Source organism: Pseudomonas sp. PGPPP1, from assembly GCF_002255865.1.
GTDB lineage: Bacteria > Pseudomonadota > Gammaproteobacteria > Pseudomonadales > Pseudomonadaceae > Aquipseudomonas > Aquipseudomonas cremoris.
The window spans coordinates 14,659-35,380 of record NZ_NKIG01000019.1; the positions used below are offsets into that span (position 1 = coordinate 14,659).

Annotated in this window: 23 protein-coding genes; 12 read left to right on the plus strand and 11 right to left on the minus strand. The window is 61.2% G+C overall.

Going from position 1 to position 20,722, the window contains the following annotated elements:
• The first annotated feature begins 19 nt into the window (after positions 1-19).
• Positions 20-763, plus strand: a complete 744-nt coding sequence (locus CFE47_RS20085; protein ID WP_185709993.1) for a hypothetical protein — start codon at positions 20-22, stop codon at positions 761-763.
• Between the two features lie 160 nt (positions 764-923).
• Here CFE47_RS20085 and CFE47_RS20090 read toward each other — a convergent pair whose 3' ends face one another.
• Entirely contained in the window at positions 924-1,775 is an 852-nt protein-coding gene (locus tag CFE47_RS20090) for an SDR family oxidoreductase (protein WP_286839761.1), read from the minus strand.
• A 188-nt stretch (positions 1,776-1,963) separates the two neighbouring features.
• Here CFE47_RS20090 and exbB point away from each other — a divergent pair, with 188 nt between their 5' ends.
• The 6 genes from exbB (at position 1,964) to CFE47_RS20120 (ending at position 8,814) form a co-directional block, all read left to right on the plus strand.
• Positions 1,964-2,923 carry a tonB-system energizer ExbB gene (gene exbB / locus CFE47_RS20095; protein ID WP_286839764.1) on the plus strand — a complete coding sequence of 320 codons (960 nt, stop codon included), beginning with the start codon at positions 1,964-1,966 and terminating at the stop codon, positions 2,921-2,923.
• A gap of 6 nt (positions 2,924-2,929) precedes the next feature.
• Positions 2,930-3,355 (plus strand): TonB system transport protein ExbD, encoded by a 426-nt coding sequence (gene exbD, locus CFE47_RS20100; RefSeq protein WP_135289310.1) that lies wholly within the window; start codon positions 2,930-2,932, stop codon positions 3,353-3,355.
• On the plus strand, positions 3,352-4,101 hold the full coding sequence (locus CFE47_RS20105; protein WP_286839766.1) for a TonB family protein: 750 nt from the start codon (positions 3,352-3,354) through the stop codon (positions 4,099-4,101). Before exbD ends, CFE47_RS20105 begins: the two co-directional genes overlap by 4 nt.
• A gap of 230 nt (positions 4,102-4,331) precedes the next feature.
• Entirely contained in the window at positions 4,332-5,252 is a 921-nt protein-coding gene (locus tag CFE47_RS20110) for a hydrogen peroxide-inducible genes activator (protein WP_286839768.1), read from the plus strand.
• Between the two features lie 8 nt (positions 5,253-5,260).
• Positions 5,261-7,336 carry an ATP-dependent DNA helicase RecG gene (gene recG / locus CFE47_RS20115; protein ID WP_185709997.1) on the plus strand — a complete coding sequence of 692 codons (2,076 nt, stop codon included), beginning with the start codon at positions 5,261-5,263 and terminating at the stop codon, positions 7,334-7,336.
• A 77-nt stretch (positions 7,337-7,413) separates the two neighbouring features.
• Positions 7,414-8,814, plus strand: coding sequence for an aminoacyl-tRNA deacylase and HDOD domain-containing protein (locus CFE47_RS20120; RefSeq protein ID WP_286839770.1), 1,401 nt, complete (start codon positions 7,414-7,416; stop codon positions 8,812-8,814).
• Between the two features lie 129 nt (positions 8,815-8,943).
• Here CFE47_RS20120 and CFE47_RS20125 read toward each other — a convergent pair whose 3' ends face one another.
• The 4 genes from CFE47_RS20125 to CFE47_RS20140 form a co-directional block, all read right to left on the minus strand.
• On the minus strand, positions 8,944-9,318 hold the full coding sequence (locus tag CFE47_RS20125; RefSeq protein WP_010207528.1) for a hypothetical protein: 375 nt from the start codon (positions 9,316-9,318) through the stop codon (positions 8,944-8,946).
• Positions 9,319-9,579: 261 nt separating this feature from the next.
• A complete protein-coding gene (locus tag CFE47_RS20130; protein WP_095014020.1) occupies positions 9,580-9,855 on the minus strand; it encodes an HU family DNA-binding protein in 276 nt (91 codons plus the stop codon).
• A 191-nt stretch (positions 9,856-10,046) separates the two neighbouring features.
• Positions 10,047-11,195, minus strand: a complete 1,149-nt coding sequence (locus tag CFE47_RS20135) for an NAD(P)/FAD-dependent oxidoreductase (protein ID WP_286839776.1) — start codon at positions 11,193-11,195, stop codon at positions 10,047-10,049.
• 37 nt (positions 11,196-11,232) lie between these two features.
• On the minus strand, positions 11,233-11,400 hold the full coding sequence (locus CFE47_RS20140; protein WP_003213373.1) for a rubredoxin: 168 nt from the start codon (positions 11,398-11,400) through the stop codon (positions 11,233-11,235).
• Between the two features lie 198 nt (positions 11,401-11,598).
• Between CFE47_RS20140 and CFE47_RS20145 the strand changes: the two genes are divergently transcribed.
• Positions 11,599-12,162: a chorismate--pyruvate lyase family protein gene (locus CFE47_RS20145; RefSeq protein WP_286839779.1), complete on the plus strand. Its 564-nt coding sequence runs from the start codon at positions 11,599-11,601 to the stop codon at positions 12,160-12,162.
• Entirely contained in the window at positions 12,162-13,052 is an 891-nt protein-coding gene (gene ubiA, locus CFE47_RS20150; RefSeq protein WP_185710001.1) for a 4-hydroxybenzoate octaprenyltransferase, read from the plus strand. The genes CFE47_RS20145 and ubiA overlap by 1 nt, the downstream gene beginning before the upstream one ends.
• Before the next feature lie 119 nt (positions 13,053-13,171).
• Here the strand turns inward: ubiA and CFE47_RS20155 are convergent, their stop codons facing one another.
• The gene (locus tag CFE47_RS20155) at positions 13,172-13,549 is read right to left on the minus strand and encodes a COG4315 family predicted lipoprotein (RefSeq protein ID WP_286839781.1); all 378 of its coding nucleotides are present in this window, start codon (positions 13,547-13,549) and stop codon (positions 13,172-13,174) included.
• 153 nt (positions 13,550-13,702) lie between these two features.
• On the opposite strand from CFE47_RS20155, the gene phoB reads away from it, so the two are divergent.
• The 3 genes from phoB to CFE47_RS20170 all read left to right on the plus strand — a co-directional run bounded on the left by phoB (position 13,703) and on the right by CFE47_RS20170 (position 17,282).
• The gene (gene phoB, locus CFE47_RS20160; RefSeq protein ID WP_003176964.1) at positions 13,703-14,392 is read left to right on the plus strand and encodes a phosphate regulon transcriptional regulator PhoB; all 690 of its coding nucleotides are present in this window, start codon (positions 13,703-13,705) and stop codon (positions 14,390-14,392) included.
• A gap of 93 nt (positions 14,393-14,485) precedes the next feature.
• On the plus strand, positions 14,486-15,772 hold the full coding sequence (gene phoR / locus CFE47_RS20165; protein ID WP_198913737.1) for a phosphate regulon sensor histidine kinase PhoR: 1,287 nt from the start codon (positions 14,486-14,488) through the stop codon (positions 15,770-15,772).
• Positions 15,773-15,941: 169 nt separating this feature from the next.
• Complete coding sequence (locus CFE47_RS20170; protein WP_185710004.1) at positions 15,942-17,282, plus strand: hemolysin family protein; 1,341 nt, start codon at positions 15,942-15,944, stop codon at positions 17,280-17,282.
• Positions 17,283-17,285: 3 nt separating this feature from the next.
• On the opposite strand, the gene CFE47_RS20175 is transcribed toward CFE47_RS20170, so the two are convergent.
• The 5 genes from CFE47_RS20175 to phoU form a co-directional block, all read right to left on the minus strand.
• A complete protein-coding gene (locus CFE47_RS20175) occupies positions 17,286-17,948 on the minus strand; it encodes a M23 family metallopeptidase (protein ID WP_286839787.1) in 663 nt (220 codons plus the stop codon).
• A 55-nt stretch (positions 17,949-18,003) separates the two neighbouring features.
• Positions 18,004-18,303, minus strand: a complete 300-nt coding sequence (locus tag CFE47_RS20180; protein WP_286839790.1) for a helix-turn-helix domain-containing protein — start codon at positions 18,301-18,303, stop codon at positions 18,004-18,006.
• Positions 18,304-18,307: 4 nt separating this feature from the next.
• Positions 18,308-18,631, minus strand: a complete 324-nt coding sequence (locus tag CFE47_RS20185) for a type II toxin-antitoxin system RelE/ParE family toxin (RefSeq protein WP_286839793.1) — start codon at positions 18,629-18,631, stop codon at positions 18,308-18,310.
• A gap of 186 nt (positions 18,632-18,817) precedes the next feature.
• Positions 18,818-19,726, minus strand: coding sequence for a response regulator (locus CFE47_RS20190; protein WP_185710008.1), 909 nt, complete (start codon positions 19,724-19,726; stop codon positions 18,818-18,820).
• Between the two features lie 166 nt (positions 19,727-19,892).
• The gene (gene phoU / locus CFE47_RS20195) at positions 19,893-20,654 is read right to left on the minus strand and encodes a phosphate signaling complex protein PhoU (RefSeq protein WP_010207581.1); all 762 of its coding nucleotides are present in this window, start codon (positions 20,652-20,654) and stop codon (positions 19,893-19,895) included.
• Positions 20,655-20,722 lie beyond the last annotated feature (68 nt).

Consider the following 20,722-nt stretch of genomic DNA (forward strand, 5'->3'; position numbering starts at 1 on the left):
GTTTCAGAAGGATTTCGTAATGCGCAAAGCGCTTGTAGCCTCATCATTGCTCACCCTGCTGCTCGGCGGCTGCGCCAGCAACCCCGCCGACCTGGACGTGAGCGGCACCTGGATCAACCAGGTCGCCATCGATGCGGCTGCCAAAGGCGGCCCTTTGCGTGAAGCCCTGCAAAGCTTTGGCCCAAACCTCGAATGGGAGGTCAACCCCAAGGCATCGCAGGCGCGCTACTACAACGGTTTTGAAGTAGCGGAAGGCAAGTTGCTGGGTGAAAAATCCGGCGCCTGGAGCGTGGACTTCTACGGCAGCTCCGCCACCGAACTCAAGCGCAAGGGCAAACAACTGCTGCAAGTGGCCAACGACAACGAGCCCGAGCAGCTGTTTGCACGCCCTAAAGAGCCAGCGCCGGAAGGCGCGCCGCTGGGTGCCAACTTCGAGCGTGCACTGTATGCGGCCTACATGGGCGGCGACTGGAAGATCACCGACGGCTTCGGCAGCGGCGCCATTGTGCAGTTCCAGGCCAACGGCAAAGTTGCCGGCCTGCCCAATGTTGACCAGTACTCGCTGTGCCTGGCAGGTGATTGCGCGTCCATGAGCGGCGGCTATGACAGTATCTGGCTGCAACTGAATGGCCAGGGCAACCCGTGGATCTTTGTGCGCAAGGGCAAGCAGCTGGAGATTTTCCAAGCGGTCAACACAGCGCAGACGGATGAGGTGCCTCAGTTCACCCCTGGCCCTCGCCAATGGTTGCTTGAAAAGCAATAACCACCCAAACAGAGATCCAAATGTAGGAGCGGGCTTGCTGTAGTGAGCGGGCTTGCCTCGCGCTGGGCTGCGAAGCAGCCCCATTGGATCTACAGTGAACCCGTCGGGGGACAAGCCCCCTCACTACAGCAAGCCACCTCCGGCATTTTTTAACCGCGTTTCAGCCCTTTAGAATTGCAGCGTACCCTTCGCGGAAGGTCGGATAGGTCGGCACCCAACCCAGCGCTTTAGCCCGCGCATTACTGCATTGCTTGCTCCCAGCCCGCCGTACACTGGCATCCTCAGCCCACTCGGTCACGCCCAGATACTCACGCAACCAACCTACCACCTCGGCCAACGGCGCGGGCGCATCGTCGACGCCGATGTAAATCTTGTCCAACGAAGCGCCCTTTTCCACATGCCGCAGCAGAAACGCCAGCAACCCCGCAGCGTCATCCGCATGAATGCGATTGCCATATAACGGTGGGTCAATCGCCACGCGGTAGCCTTGGCGAACCTGGGTCAGCAGCCACTCGCGGCCAGGTCCATAAATGCCGGTGAGACGCACGATGCTGGCCGGGATGCCGCTATTGAGCGCCACTTGCTCAGCCTCCAGCATTACCTGCCCGGAATAGCCCTTCGCCTGGGTCTGCGACGTTTCGTCGACCCACTCTCCATTCTGTTGCCCATAGACACTGCTGCTGGACACAAATATCAGATGCTTGGGCTCCTGACCGTAATCGCCCAACCACTCCAGCACGTGTTTCAGCCCTTGTACGTAAGCCGCGCGATACCCGGCCTCGTCGTGATCAGTTGCCGCCGCGCAATACACCAGGTAATCCACCCCACCTATCGGCCAAGTGTCAGGGCAATCCTTGTTGAACAGGTCGCCAGCAATGCCGATGACCCCTTCGGGAAGGCGCGAAATATCACGCCGCAGGCCGTGGACCTCCCATTCCGAGGCGAGCAATTGGCTAGCCAGCCGACTACCCACATCGCCACATCCGGCAATCACAACAGAAGGCGCAGACATCACAAAACTCCGTACTTAAAGGTCTAGATTAGCCGTCGCAGATGACAGGCGGCCAGAAAAAGGGCAAATAAAGTAACTGTATTACTTCTGTTAACAAGAATTACTTGCAATAATAACCGCCCATTTGTCCTCGGCCTCCCAGGTCTGGAAGGACGATCACTCATTTTTTCCTCTCAGGTCCGGCCAGCATGACACGTAATACAAACCCCGCTTCGCCAACCACATTCCGCGCCTGGCGCGCGATTGCCGTAGTGCTGTTCAGCGTGCTGCTGGCGCCGACCGCCGCTTTCGCTGACGCCACCGCCCCGGCTACCCCGGCTGCTGCCGAGCACAGCACTGCAGCCCCGGCCGCTGCTCCAGCCGCTACCGACCCAGCCTTGGCTGCCGACCCGGCCTCCGCTGACGAGACCGGCGTAGTCCTGGAAGAAGACAACACCCTGGGCATGGCCCATGACCTGTCGCCATGGGGCATGTACCAGAACGCTGACGTGGTGGTAAAAGCCGTGATGATCGGCCTGGCCATCGCCTCGATCATCACCTGGACCATCTGGATCGCCAAAGGCTTTGAGCTGCTGGGCGCCAAGCGCCGCCTGCGCACTGAAATCGTCCACCTGAAAAAGGCCACCACCCTCAAGGAAGCGAGCGAAACCGCGACCAAGAAGGGCACCCTGGCCAATACCCTGGTGCACGATGCGCTGGAAGAAATGCGCCTGTCGGCTAACACCCGCGAAAAAGAAGGCATCAAGGAGCGTGTGGCTTTCCGCCTGGAGCGCCTGGTTGCGGCCTGCGGTCGTAACATGAGCAGCGGCACCGGCGTGCTGGCAACCATCGGTTCCACCGCGCCGTTCGTCGGCCTGTTCGGTACCGTGTGGGGCATCATGAACAGCTTCATCGGCATCGCCAAAACCCAGACCACCAACCTCGCCGTCGTTGCCCCAGGCATCGCCGAAGCCCTGCTGGCAACGGCCCTGGGCCTGGTTGCGGCCATTCCTGCAGTGGTGATCTACAACGTCTTCGCCCGTTCGATCGCCGGCTACAAAGCCCAGGTATCGGACGCGTCGGCAGAAGTCCTGCTGCTGGTCAGCCGCGACCTCGATCACCTGCCTACCGAGCGCAGCTCGCAACCGCACATGGTGAAAGTGGGGTAATCGGCCATGGGCCTGCATTTGAATCAAGGCGACGACGAACTCGTCGAGAACCACGAAATCAACGTCACGCCGTTTATCGACGTGATGCTGGTGCTGCTGATCATCTTCATGGTGGCCGCTCCGCTGGCAACCGTGGACATCAAGGTCGACCTGCCCGCCTCCACCGCCAAGCCGGCGCCGCGGCCAGAGAAACCGGTGTTCCTCAGCGTCAAGGCGGACCAACGTCTGTTCCTGGGCGAAGAAGAAGTCAAATCCGAGACCCTGGGCCAGGTGCTGGACGCCAAGACCCAAGGCAAGAAAGACACGACGATCTTCTTCCAGGCCGACAAGGGCGTGGACTACGGCGACCTGATGAGCGTGATGGATGCCCTGCGGGCAGCCGGCTACCTCAAGGTAGGCCTGGTCGGACTTGAGACGGCAGCCAAGAAATGATCACGACGCGCCACAAACTGACGCGTTATGGCACCAGCCTCGCCGTCGTGCTGGGCGTGCATGCCGTCGCGATTGCTATCGCGCTTCATTGGTCAGCGCCGCACACGGTGCAGTTGCCGCCGGCTGCCATGGTCATCGACCTGGCGCCGATGCCAGCGCCACCGCCGCCGGCACCGCCCAAGGTGATCACGCCGCCGCAACCGCCGACGCCGGTCGAAGAGCTGCCCCTGCCGAAGCTGGCAGAGGCGCCCAAACCGACGATCCAGGTGCCCAAGCCGGTCAAGCCCAAGCCGAAACCACAGCCGCCCAAGCCGGTAGAGAAGAAGATCGAGCCGCCCAAGGAGAAACCTTCCGAGGACCCGCCGAGCGACGCTCCGCCGACCAACGTGCCCGCTGAAAAATCGGCCCAGCCCGTACCCGGCCCCTCGCCGCAACAGGTCGCCGCCAAGGCCTCCTGGGAAGGCACCCTGCTGGCGCACTTGCAGAAGTACAAGAAGTACCCGCCAGGTGCCCAGGCCCGTGGCAAGGAAGGCCTGAACCGCCTGCGGTTCGTGGTAGATGCTGACGGCAACGTGCTGTCCTACGAGTTGGTGGGCCGCTCCGGCAACGCCGACCTGGACCGCGCCACCCTGGACATGATCCGTCGTGCCCAGCCGCTGCCCAAGCCGCCGGCCGACATGCTCAAGGGTGGCAGCATCGAGATCGTTGCACCGTTTGTGTACAACATCGAGAAGCGTCGCCGCTAAGGATTGCAGGAGCCAGCTTGTGTGGGAGCTGGCTTGCCTGCGATAGCATCACCTCGGTGCAACTGATAGACCGAGGTGCCTGCATCGCGGGCAAGCCCGCTCCCACATTGGTCTTCTTGCATCAGCAAAATCCCCCAGCATTCCCCGCTCAATCCCCAACAAAGTTCTGATAACGTGCGTCTATCGATTGCAGCCGGTATGCTTGGCTCGCAACCTCATGGACGCCCGCTATGACTCTTACAGAATTACGCTACATCGTTACCCTCGCCCAAGAGCAGCACTTCGGCCATGCGGCCGAGCGTTGCCACGTCAGCCAACCGACGCTGTCGGTGGGCGTGAAGAAGCTTGAAGACGAACTCGGTGTGCTGATTTTCGAGCGCAGCAAAAGCGCCGTGCGCCTCACCCCCGTGGGTGAAGGCATCGTTGCCCAGGCCCAGAAGGTCTTGGAACAAGCGCAAAGCATTCGCGAGCTGGCCCAGGCCGGCAAGAATCAGCTGACGGCTCCGCTGAAAGTCGGCGCCATCTACACCGTCGGCCCTTACCTGTTCCCGCACCTGATCCCACAACTGCATCGCGTCGCACCACAGATGCCGCTGTATATCGAAGAAAACTTCACCCACGTACTGCGCGACAAACTGCGCAACGGCGAGCTGGACGCGATCATCATCGCCCTGCCGTTCAACGAAGCGGACGTACTCACCCTGCCGCTCTACGACGAGCCGTTCTACGTGCTGATGCCCGCCACCCACCCGTGGACGCAAAAAGACACCATCGACGCCGGTTTGCTCAACGACAAGAGCCTGCTGCTGCTGGGTGAAGGCCATTGCTTCCGCGACCAGGTACTCGAAGCCTGCCCGACCCTGACCAAGGGCAACGACGGCGCCAAGCACACCACCGTGGAATCCAGCTCCCTGGAAACCATCCGCCACATGGTCGCGTCCGGTCTGGGCATTTCGATCCTGCCGCTGTCGGCAGTCGACAGCCATCACTACGCCCCTGGCGTGATCGAAGTGCGTCCGCTGACGCCGCCGGTGCCGTTCCGTACCGTGGCCATCGCCTGGCGCGCCAGTTTCCCACGGCCGAAAGCCATTGAGATCCTCGCCGACTCGATCCGCCTGTGTTCGGTGGCCAAGCCGCCCGCTGCGAGCTAAGTAGACGTATGACTGAGCTGTCACAGGTGTCGGTGACGGCACTCAAGGGTGTCGGTGAAGCCATGGCCGAGAAATTGGCCAAGGTCGGCCTGGAGAATCTTCAGGACGTGTTGTTCCACCTGCCCCTGCGCTATCAGGACCGCACCCGCGTGGTGCCCATCGGCCAGTTGCGCCCCGGGCAGGACGCGGTGGTCGAAGGCACCGTCAGCGGCGCCGATGTGGTAATGGGCAAGCGCCGCAGCCTGGTGGTGCGCCTGCAAGATGGCACCGGCGGCCTGAGCCTGCGCTTCTACCATTTCAGCAATGCGCAGAAGGAAGGCCTCAAGCGCGGCACCCGCGTACGTTGCTACGGCGAAGCACGCCCAGGCGCGTCGGGCCTGGAGATCTACCACCCGGAATACCGTGCCATCACCGGCGACGAACCGCCACCGGTAGACACCACCCTGACACCGATCTACCCGCTCACCGAAGGCCTGACCCAACAGCGCCTGCGCCAACTGTGCACACAAACCCTGACGATGCTCGGCCCGAAAAGCCTGCCCGACTGGCTGCCGCTGGAGTTGGCTCGCGACTACCAGCTCGCGCCGCTGGACGACGCAATCCGCTACCTGCATCACCCACCGGCCGATGCCGACGTGGACGAATTGGCCCTGGGTCATCACTGGGCCCAGCACCGCCTGGCCTTCGAAGAGCTGCTGACCCACCAACTGTCCCAGCAACGCCTGCGCGAAAGCATGCGCTCGCTGCGCGCGCCCGCGATGCCCAAGGCCACGCGGTTACCGGCGCAGTACCTGGCCAACCTCGGCTTTGCGCCTACTGGCGCCCAACAGCGCGTGGGCAATGAAATTGCCTACGATCTCAGCCAGCAAGAACCGATGCTGCGCCTGATCCAAGGTGACGTAGGCGCCGGCAAGACCGTGGTTGCCGCCCTCGCCGCCTTGCAGGCGCTGGAGGCGGGCTACCAAGTAGCCCTGATGGCCCCCACCGAAATCCTCGCCGAACAGCACTTCATCACGTTCAAGCGCTGGCTCGAACCGCTGGGCCTGGAAGTGGCGTGGCTGGCCGGCAAGCTCAAGGGCAAGAACCGCGTTGCCGCGCTGGAACAGATCGCCGGCGGCGCCCCGATGGTGGTGGGCACCCATGCATTGTTCCAGGACGAAGTCAGGTTCAAGAACCTGGCCCTGGTGATCATCGACGAACAACACCGTTTCGGCGTGCAACAACGCCTGGCCCTGCGCCAGAAAGGCGTGGGTGGGCGCATGAACCCGCACCAGCTGATCATGACCGCCACGCCGATCCCACGCACTCTGGCCATGAGCGCCTACGCCGACCTCGACACCTCGATCCTCGACGAACTGCCCCCTGGCCGTACCCCGGTCAATACGGTGCTGGTGACCGACACCCGGCGTGTCGAAGTGATCGAGCGGGTGCGCGGCGCCTGTGCTGAAGGACGCCAGGCCTACTGGGTATGCACGCTGATCGAAGAGTCTGAAGAACTGACCTGCCAGGCCGCCGAGACGACCTATGAGGACCTCACCAGCGCCCTGGGCGAGCTCAAGGTCGGCCTGATCCACGGGCGCATGAAGCCTGCGGAAAAAGCCGCGGTGATGGCCGAGTTCAAGGCTGGCAACCTGCAGTTGCTGGTGGCCACCACCGTGATCGAAGTCGGCGTGGACGTGCCCAACGCCAGCCTGATGATCATCGAAAACCCCGAGCGCCTGGGCCTGGCCCAACTGCACCAGTTGCGCGGCCGCGTCGGCCGGGGCAGTGCCGCCAGCCATTGCGTGCTGCTGTATCATCCGCCGTTGTCGCAGATTGGCCGTCAACGCCTGGGCATCATGCGCGAGACCAACGACGGTTTTGTCATTGCCGAAAAGGACCTGGAACTGCGCGGCCCCGGAGAAATGCTCGGTACCCGCCAGACCGGCTTGCTGCAATTCAAGGTCGCCGACCTCATGCGTGACGCCGACCTTCTGCCCGCTGTACGCGATGCCGCCCAAGCGCTGCTGGAGCGCTGGCCGGAGCATGTCAGCCCCTTGCTGGATCGCTGGCTAAGGCACGGGCAGCAATACGGCCAAGTGTGACGCCTGACTCACTTAGTCGACCAACATATGTATCAAGCTGGTTATACTTCGGTGATTGTAGGAAATTGGATCAGGCCATGTCAGAAGTTGCCCTCGCTACAGCCCCACTGACCGCCCCGCCGGTTATTCGGGCTCTGCTCGCAAAACTCGCCATCAGCTACACGGAAGTCGCCGAACAACCTGGCCTGAATCCCGCACGAAAGGTGCAGGCTGTGTTGCTGGAAGATGCGGTGGGCGCACTGATGGTGTTGTTCCCGCAGAACCAACTGCTCGACCTTAACCGCCTCGCCGAACTCACTGGGCGCCGCCTCACAGCTGTATCGCCGGACCGCGTCGAGCGCATGCTCGGCAAGCACGACCTGAGCCTGCTGCCAGGCTTGCCAGCCCTTACCAGTTCGCCCTGCCTGTACGAAGGCAGCCTGCTCAACGAGCCGAGCCTGTTGGTGCACTCTGGCGAAGCCGGGTTGCTGCTGGAAATTTCCAGCGCCGATTTCAAGACCATGCTCACCAAGGCCAGCGCCGGCCACTTTGGCGAGCCACTGAGCAACATCCGCCCCAACCTCGACCGTCCCAACGATGACCGCGAGGAAATCACCCAAGCGATGCAGGCATTCACCGCCCGCCGCATCCAGCAGCGCCTGGAAGCGACCATCGAGATCCCACCGCTGGCCGATACCGCGCAGAAGATCATCAAGCTGCGGGTCGACCCCAACGCCACCATCGACGACATTACCGGTGTAGTGGAAACCGACCCGGCCCTCGCTGCCCAGGTAGTGAGCTGGGCTGCATCGCCGTACTACGCCTCGCCGGGCAAGATTCGTTCAGTGGAAGACGCCATCGTGCGCGTACTGGGCTTCGACCTGGTGATCAACCTTGCCCTCGGCCTGGCCTTGGGCAAAACCTTGAGCCTGCCCAAGGACCACCCGCACCAGGCCACGCCATACTGGCACCAGTCGATCTACACCGCCGCAGTAATCGAAGGCCTCACCCGTGCGATGCCGCGCGCCCAGCGCCCAGAAGCCGGCCTCACTTACCTGGCCGGCCTGCTGCACAACTTCGGCTACTTGCTACTGGCCCACGTATTCCCGCCGCATTTCTCGCTGATCTGCCGCCACCTGGAGGTCAACCCGCACCTGTGCCACAGCTACGTGGAACAACACCTGCTGGGCATCAGCCGCGAGCAGATCGGTGCGTGGCTGATGCGCTACTGGGACATGCCGGATGAGTTATCCACAGCCCTGCGCTTCCAGCATGACCCGACCTACGACGGCCAATACGCTGAGTACCCGAACCTGGTGTGCCTGGCCGTGCGCCTGCTGCGCAGCCGTGGCATTGGCTCCGGGCCGGACGAAGCCATCCCGGACGCCCTGCTTGAGCGCCTGGGGCTGAGCCGTGAAAAGGCTGAGGAAGTGGTGGGTAAGGTGCTGGATGCCGAGGTGTTGTTGCGCGAGCTGGCCTCGCAGTTCAGCCAGAACTGATTGTATAGCCTGTTAGACCGCTAACGCAGGCAAGCCAGCTCCCACAGTTGACCGCATTCCAACGCTGGAACTCGGTCGAAGTGGGAGCTGGCTCGCCTGAGATGAATCCACCCCTGTCTGCCTGAAAGCCTACTTCTTTTTCTTCGGCTTCAAATACTTGGTCAGCCCCTGGAACCAGATCACCAGCGCCGGGTTGCCCTTGATCTGGATCGACTTGTCCTGAATCCCCGTCATGAACGCCAGTTGCTTGTTTTTCGCCTGCATCGTGGCGAAGCCGTAGGCGGCGTCCTTGAACGCGATCGCAAAGGCAGGCGACGGGTGAACACCCGAACGGCTGGTGATGCGTTGGTCTTTGACGATGAAGTGACGAGCGACCTTGCCGTCGAGGGTCTGCAACTGGAACGCCAGGTCTTTGTCACCCAGCTGTTGCTGGAAGGCAGGATTGGTGCGGCTGGCTTTGCCCATCATCAGGCCCAGCACCCAGAGGAGAAGACGAAATTTCATGCACACGGCCTCGGTGTAATTATTGAGTGGCCGCAGCAGTGTAACGATTTGCTAAAAGAACGCCACCGATCTTGCGCATTGGCGGAAGATCGACTGGCGTTTGACGCTTATAGCGGCATGTTACTTAAACCGTGCGCCCCCCAATAGCCGCCCAATGCCCTAGGCCGAGTCGTTCTCAGCTCCACAAAAAATGGGCACCCAACCCAGTTGGCGTGCCCATCTTTTCTACCGCCCCGCCCCCTTTCGAGACGGTACTACCGGTTACTCGTTAACAGTATCTTTCAACGATTTGCCCGGTTTGAATGCAACGGTGTTGCTTGCCTTGATTTTCACCGGCTCGCCGGTTTGCGGGTTTTTGCCGGTGCGGGCGCCACGGTGGCGCTGCAGGAAGGTGCCGAAGCCAACCAGGGTGACGCTGTCCTTGCGGTGCAGGGCGCCGGTGATTTCTTCGAGAACGGCGTTAAGGACGCGGTTTGCCTGTTCTTTGGTGAGATCCGCTTTTTCAGCGATGGCGGCTGCGAGTTCTGGTTTACGCATGAGTGAAGCCTCTTTGACGGTTTTTTGTTGTTATGTCCGTGCTGCTCTCTTACGGAGCAGCGCCCAAGGCGCCGCAGGCTCTACTCTGCGGCAGACGGGAGTGAGGATGGCATGCCCTCAGGCGCTGCGCCAGTCTCGCGGCGACCTTTCTGGAGGCAAAAACGTGCTTATTCCGACAGAACGACCGGTATTTACGCCAGCAGCGGCGGAAGTTCTTTGTTGAGGGCCAGTTTTTCCATCACTGCAGTGCCGGTCAGCGCGTAGCCCAGCAGGCGACCGCTGGCGTCGCGGCACAGGGCCTTGATGTCGGCGCCTTGACCGTCGACGCTCCACACGCCTTCGGTACCGCGTGGGGGTGGCGAGACGACCAGTGGGCAAATCGGGGTTTTCACGGTGACCGGCATCGGGCCGTAGCTGACAGCCGTGGCGTTGCCGGCCAAGGTCTGGGCCAGAGCGCGGGCGCAGCTCATCAGCGGCATCACGTACAACAGGTTCAGGCCGTCGACCTCGGCGCAGTCGCCCAGGGCGTAGATATTGGCGTGGGACGTCTTGAGGTGGCGGTCCACGGTGACGCCACGGTTGGTCTGCAGGCCAGCGGCGGCGGCCAGGTCAACACGTGGGCGCAGACCGATGGCCGAGACCACCAGGTCGCAGTGGATCACTTCACCGTCCGACAAATGCGCTTCCAAGCCATCGGCGGTGCGTTGCAGGCGATTGAGCACTGGGCCCAAGTGGAAGCGCGCGCCGAGGCCTTCCAGCCCAGCCTGGACCGCAGCAGCAGCCGCCGGATGCAGCAGGGTCGGCATGACTTGCTCGCACGGCGCCACCAGGTCGATTTCATAGCCGCCAAGGATCAGGTCGTTGGCAAATTCGCAGCCGATCAGGCCCGCGCCGAGCAACAGCACGCGTCGCTTACCCGCTGCGGCGGCGCGAAAGCGCGCGTAGTCTTCGAGGTCGTTAATCGGGAAAATCAGCTCAGCCGCATCACCTTCCACCGGTACGCGCACGGTCTCCGCGCCCCACGCCAGGATCAGGTCGCGGTATGCCACGGCCTCCTCGCCAATCCACAGGCGCTTGTGGCCAGGGTCGATGCCGCTGACGCGGGTGTGGGTACGCACCTCAGCCTTGAGTTGCTCGGCCATGGCACCGGGTTCAGCCATGCTCAGGCCATCGGCTTCCTTGTTTTTGCCAAAGCCGGTGGAGAGCATGGGCTTGGAGTAGGAGCGCCCGTCATCCGCGGTGATCAGCAGCAATGGGGTCTCGCTGTCGAGCTTGCGAAACTCCCGGGCTACGTTGTAACCGGCCAGTCCTGTGCCGATGATCACGACAGGTGCGTTCATTCCTTTCTCCTTGTAGTACGTTTCTTAAAAATTCAGATCAGCCGATTTCGATCATTTCGAAATCCATCTTGCCCACGCCGCAGTCCGGGCACAGCCAGTCTTCGGGAACGTCTTGCCACAGGGTGCCTGGAGCGATTCCGTCATCCGGCCAGCCGTCTTTTTCGTCATAGATCAGGCCGCAGACTACACATTGCCACTTCTTCATTACTTGCTTCCTCAGGGAGTCCAGGCATCTTGGCCGACAGTCGATAGATCCAGCGTTGCCGTACGGCTCAGGGCGTTTTGTACTGATCGGGGCGTGCAGATGCAAGCACGATCGACGCAAACGGCGGGGTCGCCCCGGCAAAAGCCCGGGGCGACATGGTAAGCTCGCCGCCTCTTTTGCTGCCAATATTGACTCACTGTGCCGCACTCAACCGCCCTTCCCGCTGCTTGCCAATGGCTGACCCAGAGCCTTCTGGCCCCCGCGCCCGCGCCTCTGACCCTCAATTGGCTGTTCAATGAAGACTCGTTGACGCGGCGGCTGACCTGGCTGTCCAACGACGGTTTCAGCGTGACGCCGCTGTTTGAAGGTTGGCAGCCGCTGCGAGACGACGAATGCGCCGCCCTGAACCTGGCACCAGCCACTGTCGGCTGGGTACGCGAGGTGTATTTGCGCGGGCATGGCCAGCCGTGGGTGTTCGCCCGCAGCGTGGCGTCCCGCAGTGCGTTGCAGGGTGATGGCTTGCACATGGATGAACTGGGCAGCCGCTCCTTGGGGGAGTTGCTGTTCTGTGACCAGGCGTTCACCCGCCAGGCAATCGAAGTGTGCCATTACCCGCGACAGTGGTTGCCCACGGCGGACCAGGCCGACGGGCTGTGGGGCCGTCGCTCGCGCTTTGATCGCGGAGCGCTGAGCGTGCTGGTCGCCGAGATCTTCCTGCCGAGCTTTTGGCACGCGCTGCACGACCACCCGGAGAACTGCTGATGTATCAACGTCTGCTCAAGTCCTTGAACCGTCTGAACCCCAGGGCCTGGGATTTCATTCAGTTGACGCGCATGGACAAACCCATCGGCATCTACCTGCTGCTGTGGCCGACGCTGTGGGCGTTGTGGATTGCTGGCAAGGGCTCGCCCTCACTCATCAACATCCTGATTTTCGTGCTCGGCGTGGTGCTGACCCGTGCCGGCGGCTGCGTGATCAATGACTGGGCCGACCGCAAGGTCGACGGCCACGTGAAGCGCACGGAGCAACGCCCATTGGTGAGCGGCAAGATCAGCTCGAAAGAGGCGCTGGTGTTTTTTGCGGTGCTGATGGGCATCAGTTTCCTGCTGGTGCTGCTGACCAACGCGACCACCATCCTGCTATCCCTGGGCGGTTTGGCGCTGGCGGCGAGCTACCCGTTCATGAAGCGCTACACCTATTACCCGCAGGTGGTGCTGGGCGCGGCGTTTTCCTGGGGCATGCCGATGGCGTTCACCGCCGAGACCGGCAGCCTGCCCGCCGCTGCGTGGCTGCTGTATATCGCCAACCTGTTGTGGACGGTGGGGTATGACACCTATTACGCCATGACCGACCGTGACGACGACTTGAAGATCGGCGTGAAGTCCACCGCCATTCTGTTTGGCGATGCGGACCGCGTGATCATCCTGACCCTGCAAGGGCTATCGCTGGTGTGCCTGTTGCTGGCAGGGTCGCGGTTTGAACTCGGTGGCTGGTTCCACTTGGGGCTGTTGGCGGCAGCGGGGTGTTTTGCCTGGGAGTTCTGGTATACGCGGGACAAGGATCGGATGAAGTGCTTCAAGGCGTTCCTGCATAACCATTGGGCAGGGTTGGCGATTTTTGTGGGGATTGTGTTGGATTACGCGTTGCGCTGAGTTTTTGTGGTGGCTGGGCTGCCGCCATCGGGGGCAAGCCCCCTCCCACATTTTGATTTGTGAATACATTCGAATGTGGGAGCGGGCTTGCCCGCGATGCTTTTAGCGGCGAATCAGGTTCAAGGCTTGATCACATGCCACGCCCCACCCTTGCCATCACCCGTCTTGTCCCCGGCCTTCTTGTCATCCTTGTAGGTGTACACCGGCTTGCCTTTGTAGGCCCATTGGCTGGTCTGGTCATCGCGGGTAATGACGGTCCAGTCGCCCGCAGGTTTGTCGGTAGACTCAGCCTTCAGCGGCGGCCAGTTCGTCGCGCATTGGTCCTTGCACACAGACTTGCCGTCGGCGTCCTTGTCGAAGGTGTAGAGGGTCAGGCCCTTGTGATCCACCAAGATCCCGTCTTGCGTCATGGCGGGCTCGGCCGCGAACGCCAGGGCCGGCAGCGTCAACGCTGCCGTGACCAGCAGGGCTTTCCAGGAAACAGTGAAGTGAGTCATCGGAACCTTCCTTTTTTGGTTGTAAGGATTCGGACCCAAAGCGTAGTCCACAGAGGCGTGAATTGCCTAAGCGACTAAATTACTGTCACACGACTGCAATAATTCCGTTATCTAATGCGGCGCAAGACAGTTAAATGACAAGAGGATTTAGGCATGGTTGGCAGGAGCATTCTGATCGTTGACGACGAAGCGCCCATTCGCGAGATGATCGCCGTCGCGTTGGAAATGGCCGGCTATGACTGCCTGGAGGCGGAAAACTCCCAGCAGGCCCATGCCATTATCGTCGACCGTAAACCGGACCTGATCCTGCTGGACTGGATGCTGCCCGGCACCTCCGGTATCGAATTGGCCCGCCGTCTCAAGCGTGACGAACTGACCGGGGATATCCCGATCATCATGCTTACCGCCAAGGGCGAAGAAGACAACAAGATCCAGGGCCTGGAAGTCGGCGCCGATGACTACATCACCAAGCCGTTTTCCCCACGCGAATTGGTGGCCCGCCTGAAAGCCGTCTTGCGCCGCGCGGGTCCTACCGATGGCGAAGCGCCGATTGAAGTCGGCGGCCTGCTGCTCGACCCCATCAGCCACCGCGTGACCATCGACGGCAAGCCAGCCGAAATGGGCCCTACCGAATACCGCCTGCTGCAATTTTTCATGACCCACCAGGAACGCGCCTACACCCGTGGGCAGTTGCTGGACCAGGTCTGGGGCGGCAACGTGTACGTAGAAGAACGCACCGTGGACGTGCATATCCGTCGCCTGCGCAAAGCCTTGGGCGATGCCTACGAGAATCTGGTACAAACCGTGCGCGGCACTGGCTACAGATTCTCCACCAAGGGCTGAGCCAGCCGCCTCCTGATTTAAGAGCCTGACTTAACAGCTGAAAGGACGCGTGTTCAAGTGAACCAAAACTGGCATGGCACCCTGATCCGCCACATGCTTTTGCTGATCACCGGCTGCCTGCTGGTAGGCCTGATCAGCGGCTACTACGGCTGGAGCCTGGCCATCGGCATCGGCCTGTACCTGGGCTGGACCCTCAAGCAGCTACTACGCCTGCACGAATGGCTGCGCCAGCACAAACCCGATGAAGCGCCACCTGACGGCTACGGCCTGTGGGGCGAGGTGTTCGACAGCATCTACCACTTGCAGCGCCGCGACCAACGGGTGCGCGGGCGCCTGCAAGCGGTGATCGACCGGGTGCAAGAGTCCACCGCCGCGCTGAAAGACGCGGTGATCATGCTCGACAGCGATGGCAACCTGGAATGGTGGAACCGCGCCGCCGAGACCCTGCTGGGCCTCAAGACGCCCCAGGACAGCGGCCAGCCGGTGACCAACCTGGTGCGTCACCCACGCTTCAAGGAGTACTTCGAACAGGAGAACTACGAAGAAGCGCTGGAAATTCCCTCGCCCACCAACGACCGCGTACGCATCCAGCTATACCTGACGCGCTACGGCAACAATGAACACCTGATGCTGGTACGCGATGTCACCCGCATCCATCAGTTGGAACAGATGCGCAAAGACTTCGTCGCCAACGTCTCCCATGAGTTGCGCACGCCATTGACGGTGATCTGCGGCTACCTGGAAACCCTGCTGGACAACGTCGAAGAGATCAACCCACGCTGGAGCCGTGCCCTGCAGCAGATGCAGCAACAGGGCTCACGCATGCAAACCCTGCTCAATGACCTGTTGTTGCTGGCCAAGCTGGAAGCCACGGACTACCCGTCGGACAACCATCCGGTGACCGTGCAAAGCCTGTTGCAGACCATCAAGAACGACGCCCAGGCCCTCTCCGGCCAGCGCGGCCAGCAGATCACCCTGGAAGCCGACCCACAGGTGTTGCTCAAGGGCAGCGAGGGCGAGTTACGCAGCGCGTTCTCCAACCTGGTGTTCAACGCAGTGAAGTACACCCAGGACAAGGGCAATATCCGCATCCGCTGGTGGGCCGACGAACACGGCGCGCACTTGAGCGTGCAGGACTCCGGCATCGGCATCGACGCCAAGCACCTGCCGCGCCTGACCGAGCGTTTCTACCGCGTCGACTCCAGCCGCAACTCCAACACCGGCGGCACCGGGCTGGGCCTGGCCATCGTCAAGCATGTACTGCTGCGCCACCGCGCGCGCTTGGAAATCAGCAGTGTGCTGGGCCATGGCAGTACGTTCACCTGCCATTTTCCGCCAGCTCAGGTGACGCGCACACGGCTGGTCGGGAATGATGAATAACCTGAAGTGACGACGACCCAATGTGGGGGCTGCTGATACTTTGCTGTCTCCGCCCAGCAGTGGGCACTAGGCAAGCGCCCCATCAGCCGCTACATTGGCCGACTTGCGCCTGCCTTTCAGGCCCTCCTGTCACCCCTTATTGAACACACGGAACCTGCAAAACCCCATCATGGACCCTTCCCCTGGTATTACCCTCGCTACACTCTTCGCCGATTTCGGCATGATTCTTTTTGCACTGATCCTGGTACTGCTCAACGGTTTCTTCGTTGCGGCGGAATTTGCCATGGTCAAACTGCGCTCCACCCGGGTCGAGGCCATTGCCCACACCAACGGCTGGCGCGGGCAGATCCTGCGCACCGTACACAGCCAGCTCGACGCCTACCTGTCGGCCTGCCAGCTGGGTATCACCCTCGCCTCCCTGGGTCTGGGTTGGGTCGGTGAGCCGGCCTTTGCGCACATCCTTGAGCCGTTGCTGGGTGCCGTGGGCGTCGAATCGCCCGAGGTGATCAAGGGCGTGTCGTTCTTCGCGGCGTTCTTCGTGATTTCCTACCTGCACATCGTGGTTGGTGAACTGGCGCCCAAGTCTTGGGCTATTCGCAAGCCCGAACTGCTGTCGCTGTGGACCGCTGTGCCGCTGTACCTGTTCTACTGGGCCATGTACCCGGCCATCTACCTGCTCAACGCCAGTGCCAACGCCATCCTGCGCATTGCCGGCCAAGGCGAGCCTGGCCCGCACCACGAGCACCATTACAGCCGCGAAGAGCTCAAGCTGATCCTGCACTCCAGCCGTGGCCAGGACCCGAGCGACCAAGGCATGCGTGTACTGGCTTCGGCCGTGGAAATGGGCGAGCTGGAAGTGGTGGACTGGGCCAACTCCCGGGAAGACCTGGTGACCCTGGACTTCAACGCCCCGCTCAAGGAAATCCTCGCGCTGTTCCGCCGTCACAAATTCAGCCGCTACCCGGTGTATGACGCGGTGCGTAACGAGTTCGTGGGCCTGCTGCACATCAAGGACCTGCTGTTGGAACTGGCGGCCCTGGATCACATCCCCGAATCGTTCAACCTCGCCGAGCTGACCCGCCCGCTGGAGCGCGTGTCGCGGCATATGCCGTTGTCGCAGTTGCTGGAGCAATTCCGCAAAGGCGGCGCGCACTTTGCCCTGGTGGAAGAAGCCGACGGCAAGGTCATCGGCTACCTGACCATGGAAGACGTGCTGGAAGTGCTGGTGGGCGATATCCAGGACGAACACCGCAAGGCCGAGCGCGGCATCCTGGCCTATCAGCCGGGCAAGCTGCTGGTGCGTGGCGACACGCCGCTGTTCAAGGTGGAGCGCCTGCTGGGCATCGACCTGGACCACATCGAAGCCGAGACCCTGGCCGGGCTGATCTACGAAACCCTGAAACGGGTGCCGGAAGAGGAGGAAGTGCTGGAAGTGGAAGGCTTGCGCATCATCATCAAGAAGATGAAAGGGCCGAAGATCGTATTGGCCAAAGTCCTGCTGCTGAACTGACCTTTAATTGCCCAACGCAAAGTTGGGCAGTGCCCCCACCGGTTGGTTGAACTCATACGGGATCGACACCAGCCCCGCCTCGGTGGCGCGCTGTACCACAAAATGCAAATGAGGCCCGCTGCTGTTGCCGGTATTACCCGACAACCCCAGCGGGCTGCCTACCGCCACACGCTGCCCCACCCTGACACCGACCGAACCTTGCTTGAGGTGCAGGTACACGCCCTCGGTGCCGTCATCATGCTTCACCCGCACGAAATTCCCTGACGCATCACTGCCGCGCCCACTCTGTTCATTTTCGGTTTTCACCACCACGCCGCTGCGTGCCGCAATGATCGGCGTGCCTTCGGGCATGGCGATGTCCATGGCGTAGCGGCTCTTGGCATCGGTGTGGCTGAAGCTGCCGTTGGGGCCTTGGGTCAGGAGGAAAGGGCCGCCGCGCCAGGGAAAGGCGTAGCGGTAGGCTTGCTGTGGATAAGCGGGTTTTGGCCGGTCGAAAACAGGCCGCTGGACCTTGCGTTCCTGGATCACGAACGCCTGGGCGCCGGGCGTTTGCCGGTCACTGAAAAACACCACGCCATTGGCATCGGTGGATTTGTAGAGGGTCATGGCCTGGGTCGTGGTAGCGACGATCACCAGTGCGCAACACAGCGAAAAGCGCATGAGCATGGCGTAAACCTGCCGGGATGACTGAACGGCAGGTTAGCGAGGTTTGATGACAACTTTAGGCCGGCAGCCCGTTGAAACAAATATCCACGTCCATTTGGGCAGCCGCTGACAGATTGACCAGGGCATCCAGAGAGAGCTTGTCGATCTTGCCAGTGAGGACGTCGTTTAGTCGGGGCTGACTGATGCCCAGCCTGCACGCTGCATCTTTTTGAGAAAGCTCCCAGCTACGAATGGTCTGGCACAATTCCCGGAGCAGTTTTGAACGCAGCCGCATATTGGCGGCTTGCTCGGGTGACTCTTCCAGAGCATCCCAAACGTTGCTGAAGCGTTCGCCTTCAATTTTTTGATTTTTCATGGAATTACTCTAACTCCTGCAATCTGGCGCGAGCCAATTCGATATCCCGCCCTGCGGTTTTCTGTGTGGTTTTGCGCAGCGCGTGCAGCACATAAACTGCTTCAGGCCGGTTGACCACATAGAACACACGAAACGCTCCCGACTCCTCTGTAATCCGAATCTCACTGACGCCCCGCCCAATGGTTTTCATCGGCTTGCAATCAAAGGGCTGCTCACCCTGCTGCAAGAGATCCAACTGAAAACCTGCTGCCCTTTTGGCATCAAGCGGGAACGCTTTCAGATCCTTGAGCGAGCTTCCTAGAAACACCACATCCTTGTGCCTTGGCATCGGCTTCTCCTTTCCTGGAAAGAAAAAGCGTAATCGACGATTCAACCACAGGCATCGGGGCTTTGTTTCAAGGCATAGCAAAGGCTCGATAACGCAGAGGCGTTATCGGAAGACTATATCGAAACAGATATAAATCAAGCTAAGCACCGGGAATCAGACCGCCGGTTGATTCCCGATATTCAGGGCTTACGCACCCGGCACAAAATGCTTCTGTGCGGTACCGCGTGCGATCAGGCGGGAGATGTAGTCGAGCTTCTGCGCATCCTGGTCGATAAACCGAAAGGTCAGTTGCAGCCAGTCGCTGTCGGGCTTGGGCTCGTAGGCCACAACGGCGTGCAGGTAGCCGTTGAGACGTGCGACTTCGGCGTTGTCGCCTTGCTCAAGGTCGAGTACGGCGCTTTCCAGTACCTGAGGCAGGACTTCACCGCGACGCACCACCAGCAGCGCTTCCTTGATGCTCAAGCCTTTGATCACGCATTGCTGGTTACCGCTGGACAGGCGCAACTGGCCCTGGCCACGACCACTCGCTGGCGATACCGCAGGTGCCTGTACGGGCGGGCTGTTGAGCAGGCCTTTGTTGGGTGCCGGAGCAGCGGCCGCCACAGGGGCGGACTTGACGGCTTCGGGCTTGCCGCCGGTCAAGGCGCTCAGCGAATCGTTGCCGAACGCGGAGTTCATCTTGGTCGGTGCGCTGGCGACCAAAGCGTCCAGGCGACCGATCTTGTGCAGGGCCTGCTTGACCTTGTTCAGCAACTGCTCGTTGGTGAACGGCTTGCTGACGTAGCCAGAAACCCCGGCCTGGATGGCCTGCACCACGTTTTCCTTGTCGCCACGGCTGGTCACCATCACGAACGGCATGGCTTTGAGGTGAGGCTGCTCGCGGCACCAGGTCAACAGCTCAAGGCCGGACATCTCTGGCATTTCCCAGTCGCACAGCACCAGGTCGAAGCTCTCGCGCATCAGGATGGCCTGGGCCTTTTTGCCGTTCACCGCGTCTTCAAGCTTGATCCCGGGGAAGTAGTTGCGCAGGCACTTCTTCACCAGATCGCGGATAAACGAGGCGTCATCCACCACCAATACACTGACTTTGCTCATCGACCCTTCATCCTATAAAAACCTCGGCACGCACTACGCCTGACTGATGGCATTTTGCCAAAAACTCTGCAGTCACGTTCGGACTTTATTTAGCCCAAGACGCAAAATCAGCTGCCACAAACGAAAACGCCCGACCAAAGGCCGGGCGTTATTTTCTCGGGCAATCTTACTTATCGTCAGATTCGCCCGGAACATTAGGGATTAGATCGGCCGAGCCTTCAACTTCGGCCTTCATGCGCTTGAGGCCCATGTGCCGTACGTCAGTGCCACGGACCAGGTAAATCACCAGTTCCGAGATATTGCGTGCGTGGTCGCCGATCCGCTCCAGGGAACGCAGCACCCAGATAATGCTCAAGACCCTCGAGATAGAGCGCGGGTCTTCCATCATGTAGGTGGCCAACTCACGCAGGGCGGTCTTGTATTCGCGGTCGATGATCTTGTCGTACTGCGCCACCGACAACGCCAGTTCGGCGTCGAAGCGGGCGAATGCGTCGAGCGCGTCGCGCACCATGTTGCGCACCTGGTCGCCGATATGGCGCACTTCCACGTAACCGCGCGGCGCCTCGCCTTCTTCGCACAGCTGGATGGCGCGACGTGCGATCTTGGTGGCTTCGTCACCGATGCGTTCCAGGTCGATCACCGACTTGGAGATGCTGATGATCAAACGCAGGTCGGACGCCGCCGGCTGGCGACGGGCGAGAATGCGCAGGCATTCTTCGTCGATGTTGCGTTCCATCTGGTTGATCTGGTCATCGATCTCACGCACTTGCTGGGCCAGGCCCGAGTCAGCCTCGATCAGCGCAGTGACGGCGTCGTTGACTTGCTTCTCCACCAGCCCGCCCATCGCCAGGAGGTGGCTGCGCACTTCCTCAAGCTCGGCGTTGAACTGCGCGGAGATGTGATGGGTAAGGCCTTCTTTGCTAATCATGTTGGCGTCCTTGGAGCGTCCGGTAAGGTGCGGAGAACCGCAGCGTCAGTGCAATGAGAACCACAGCT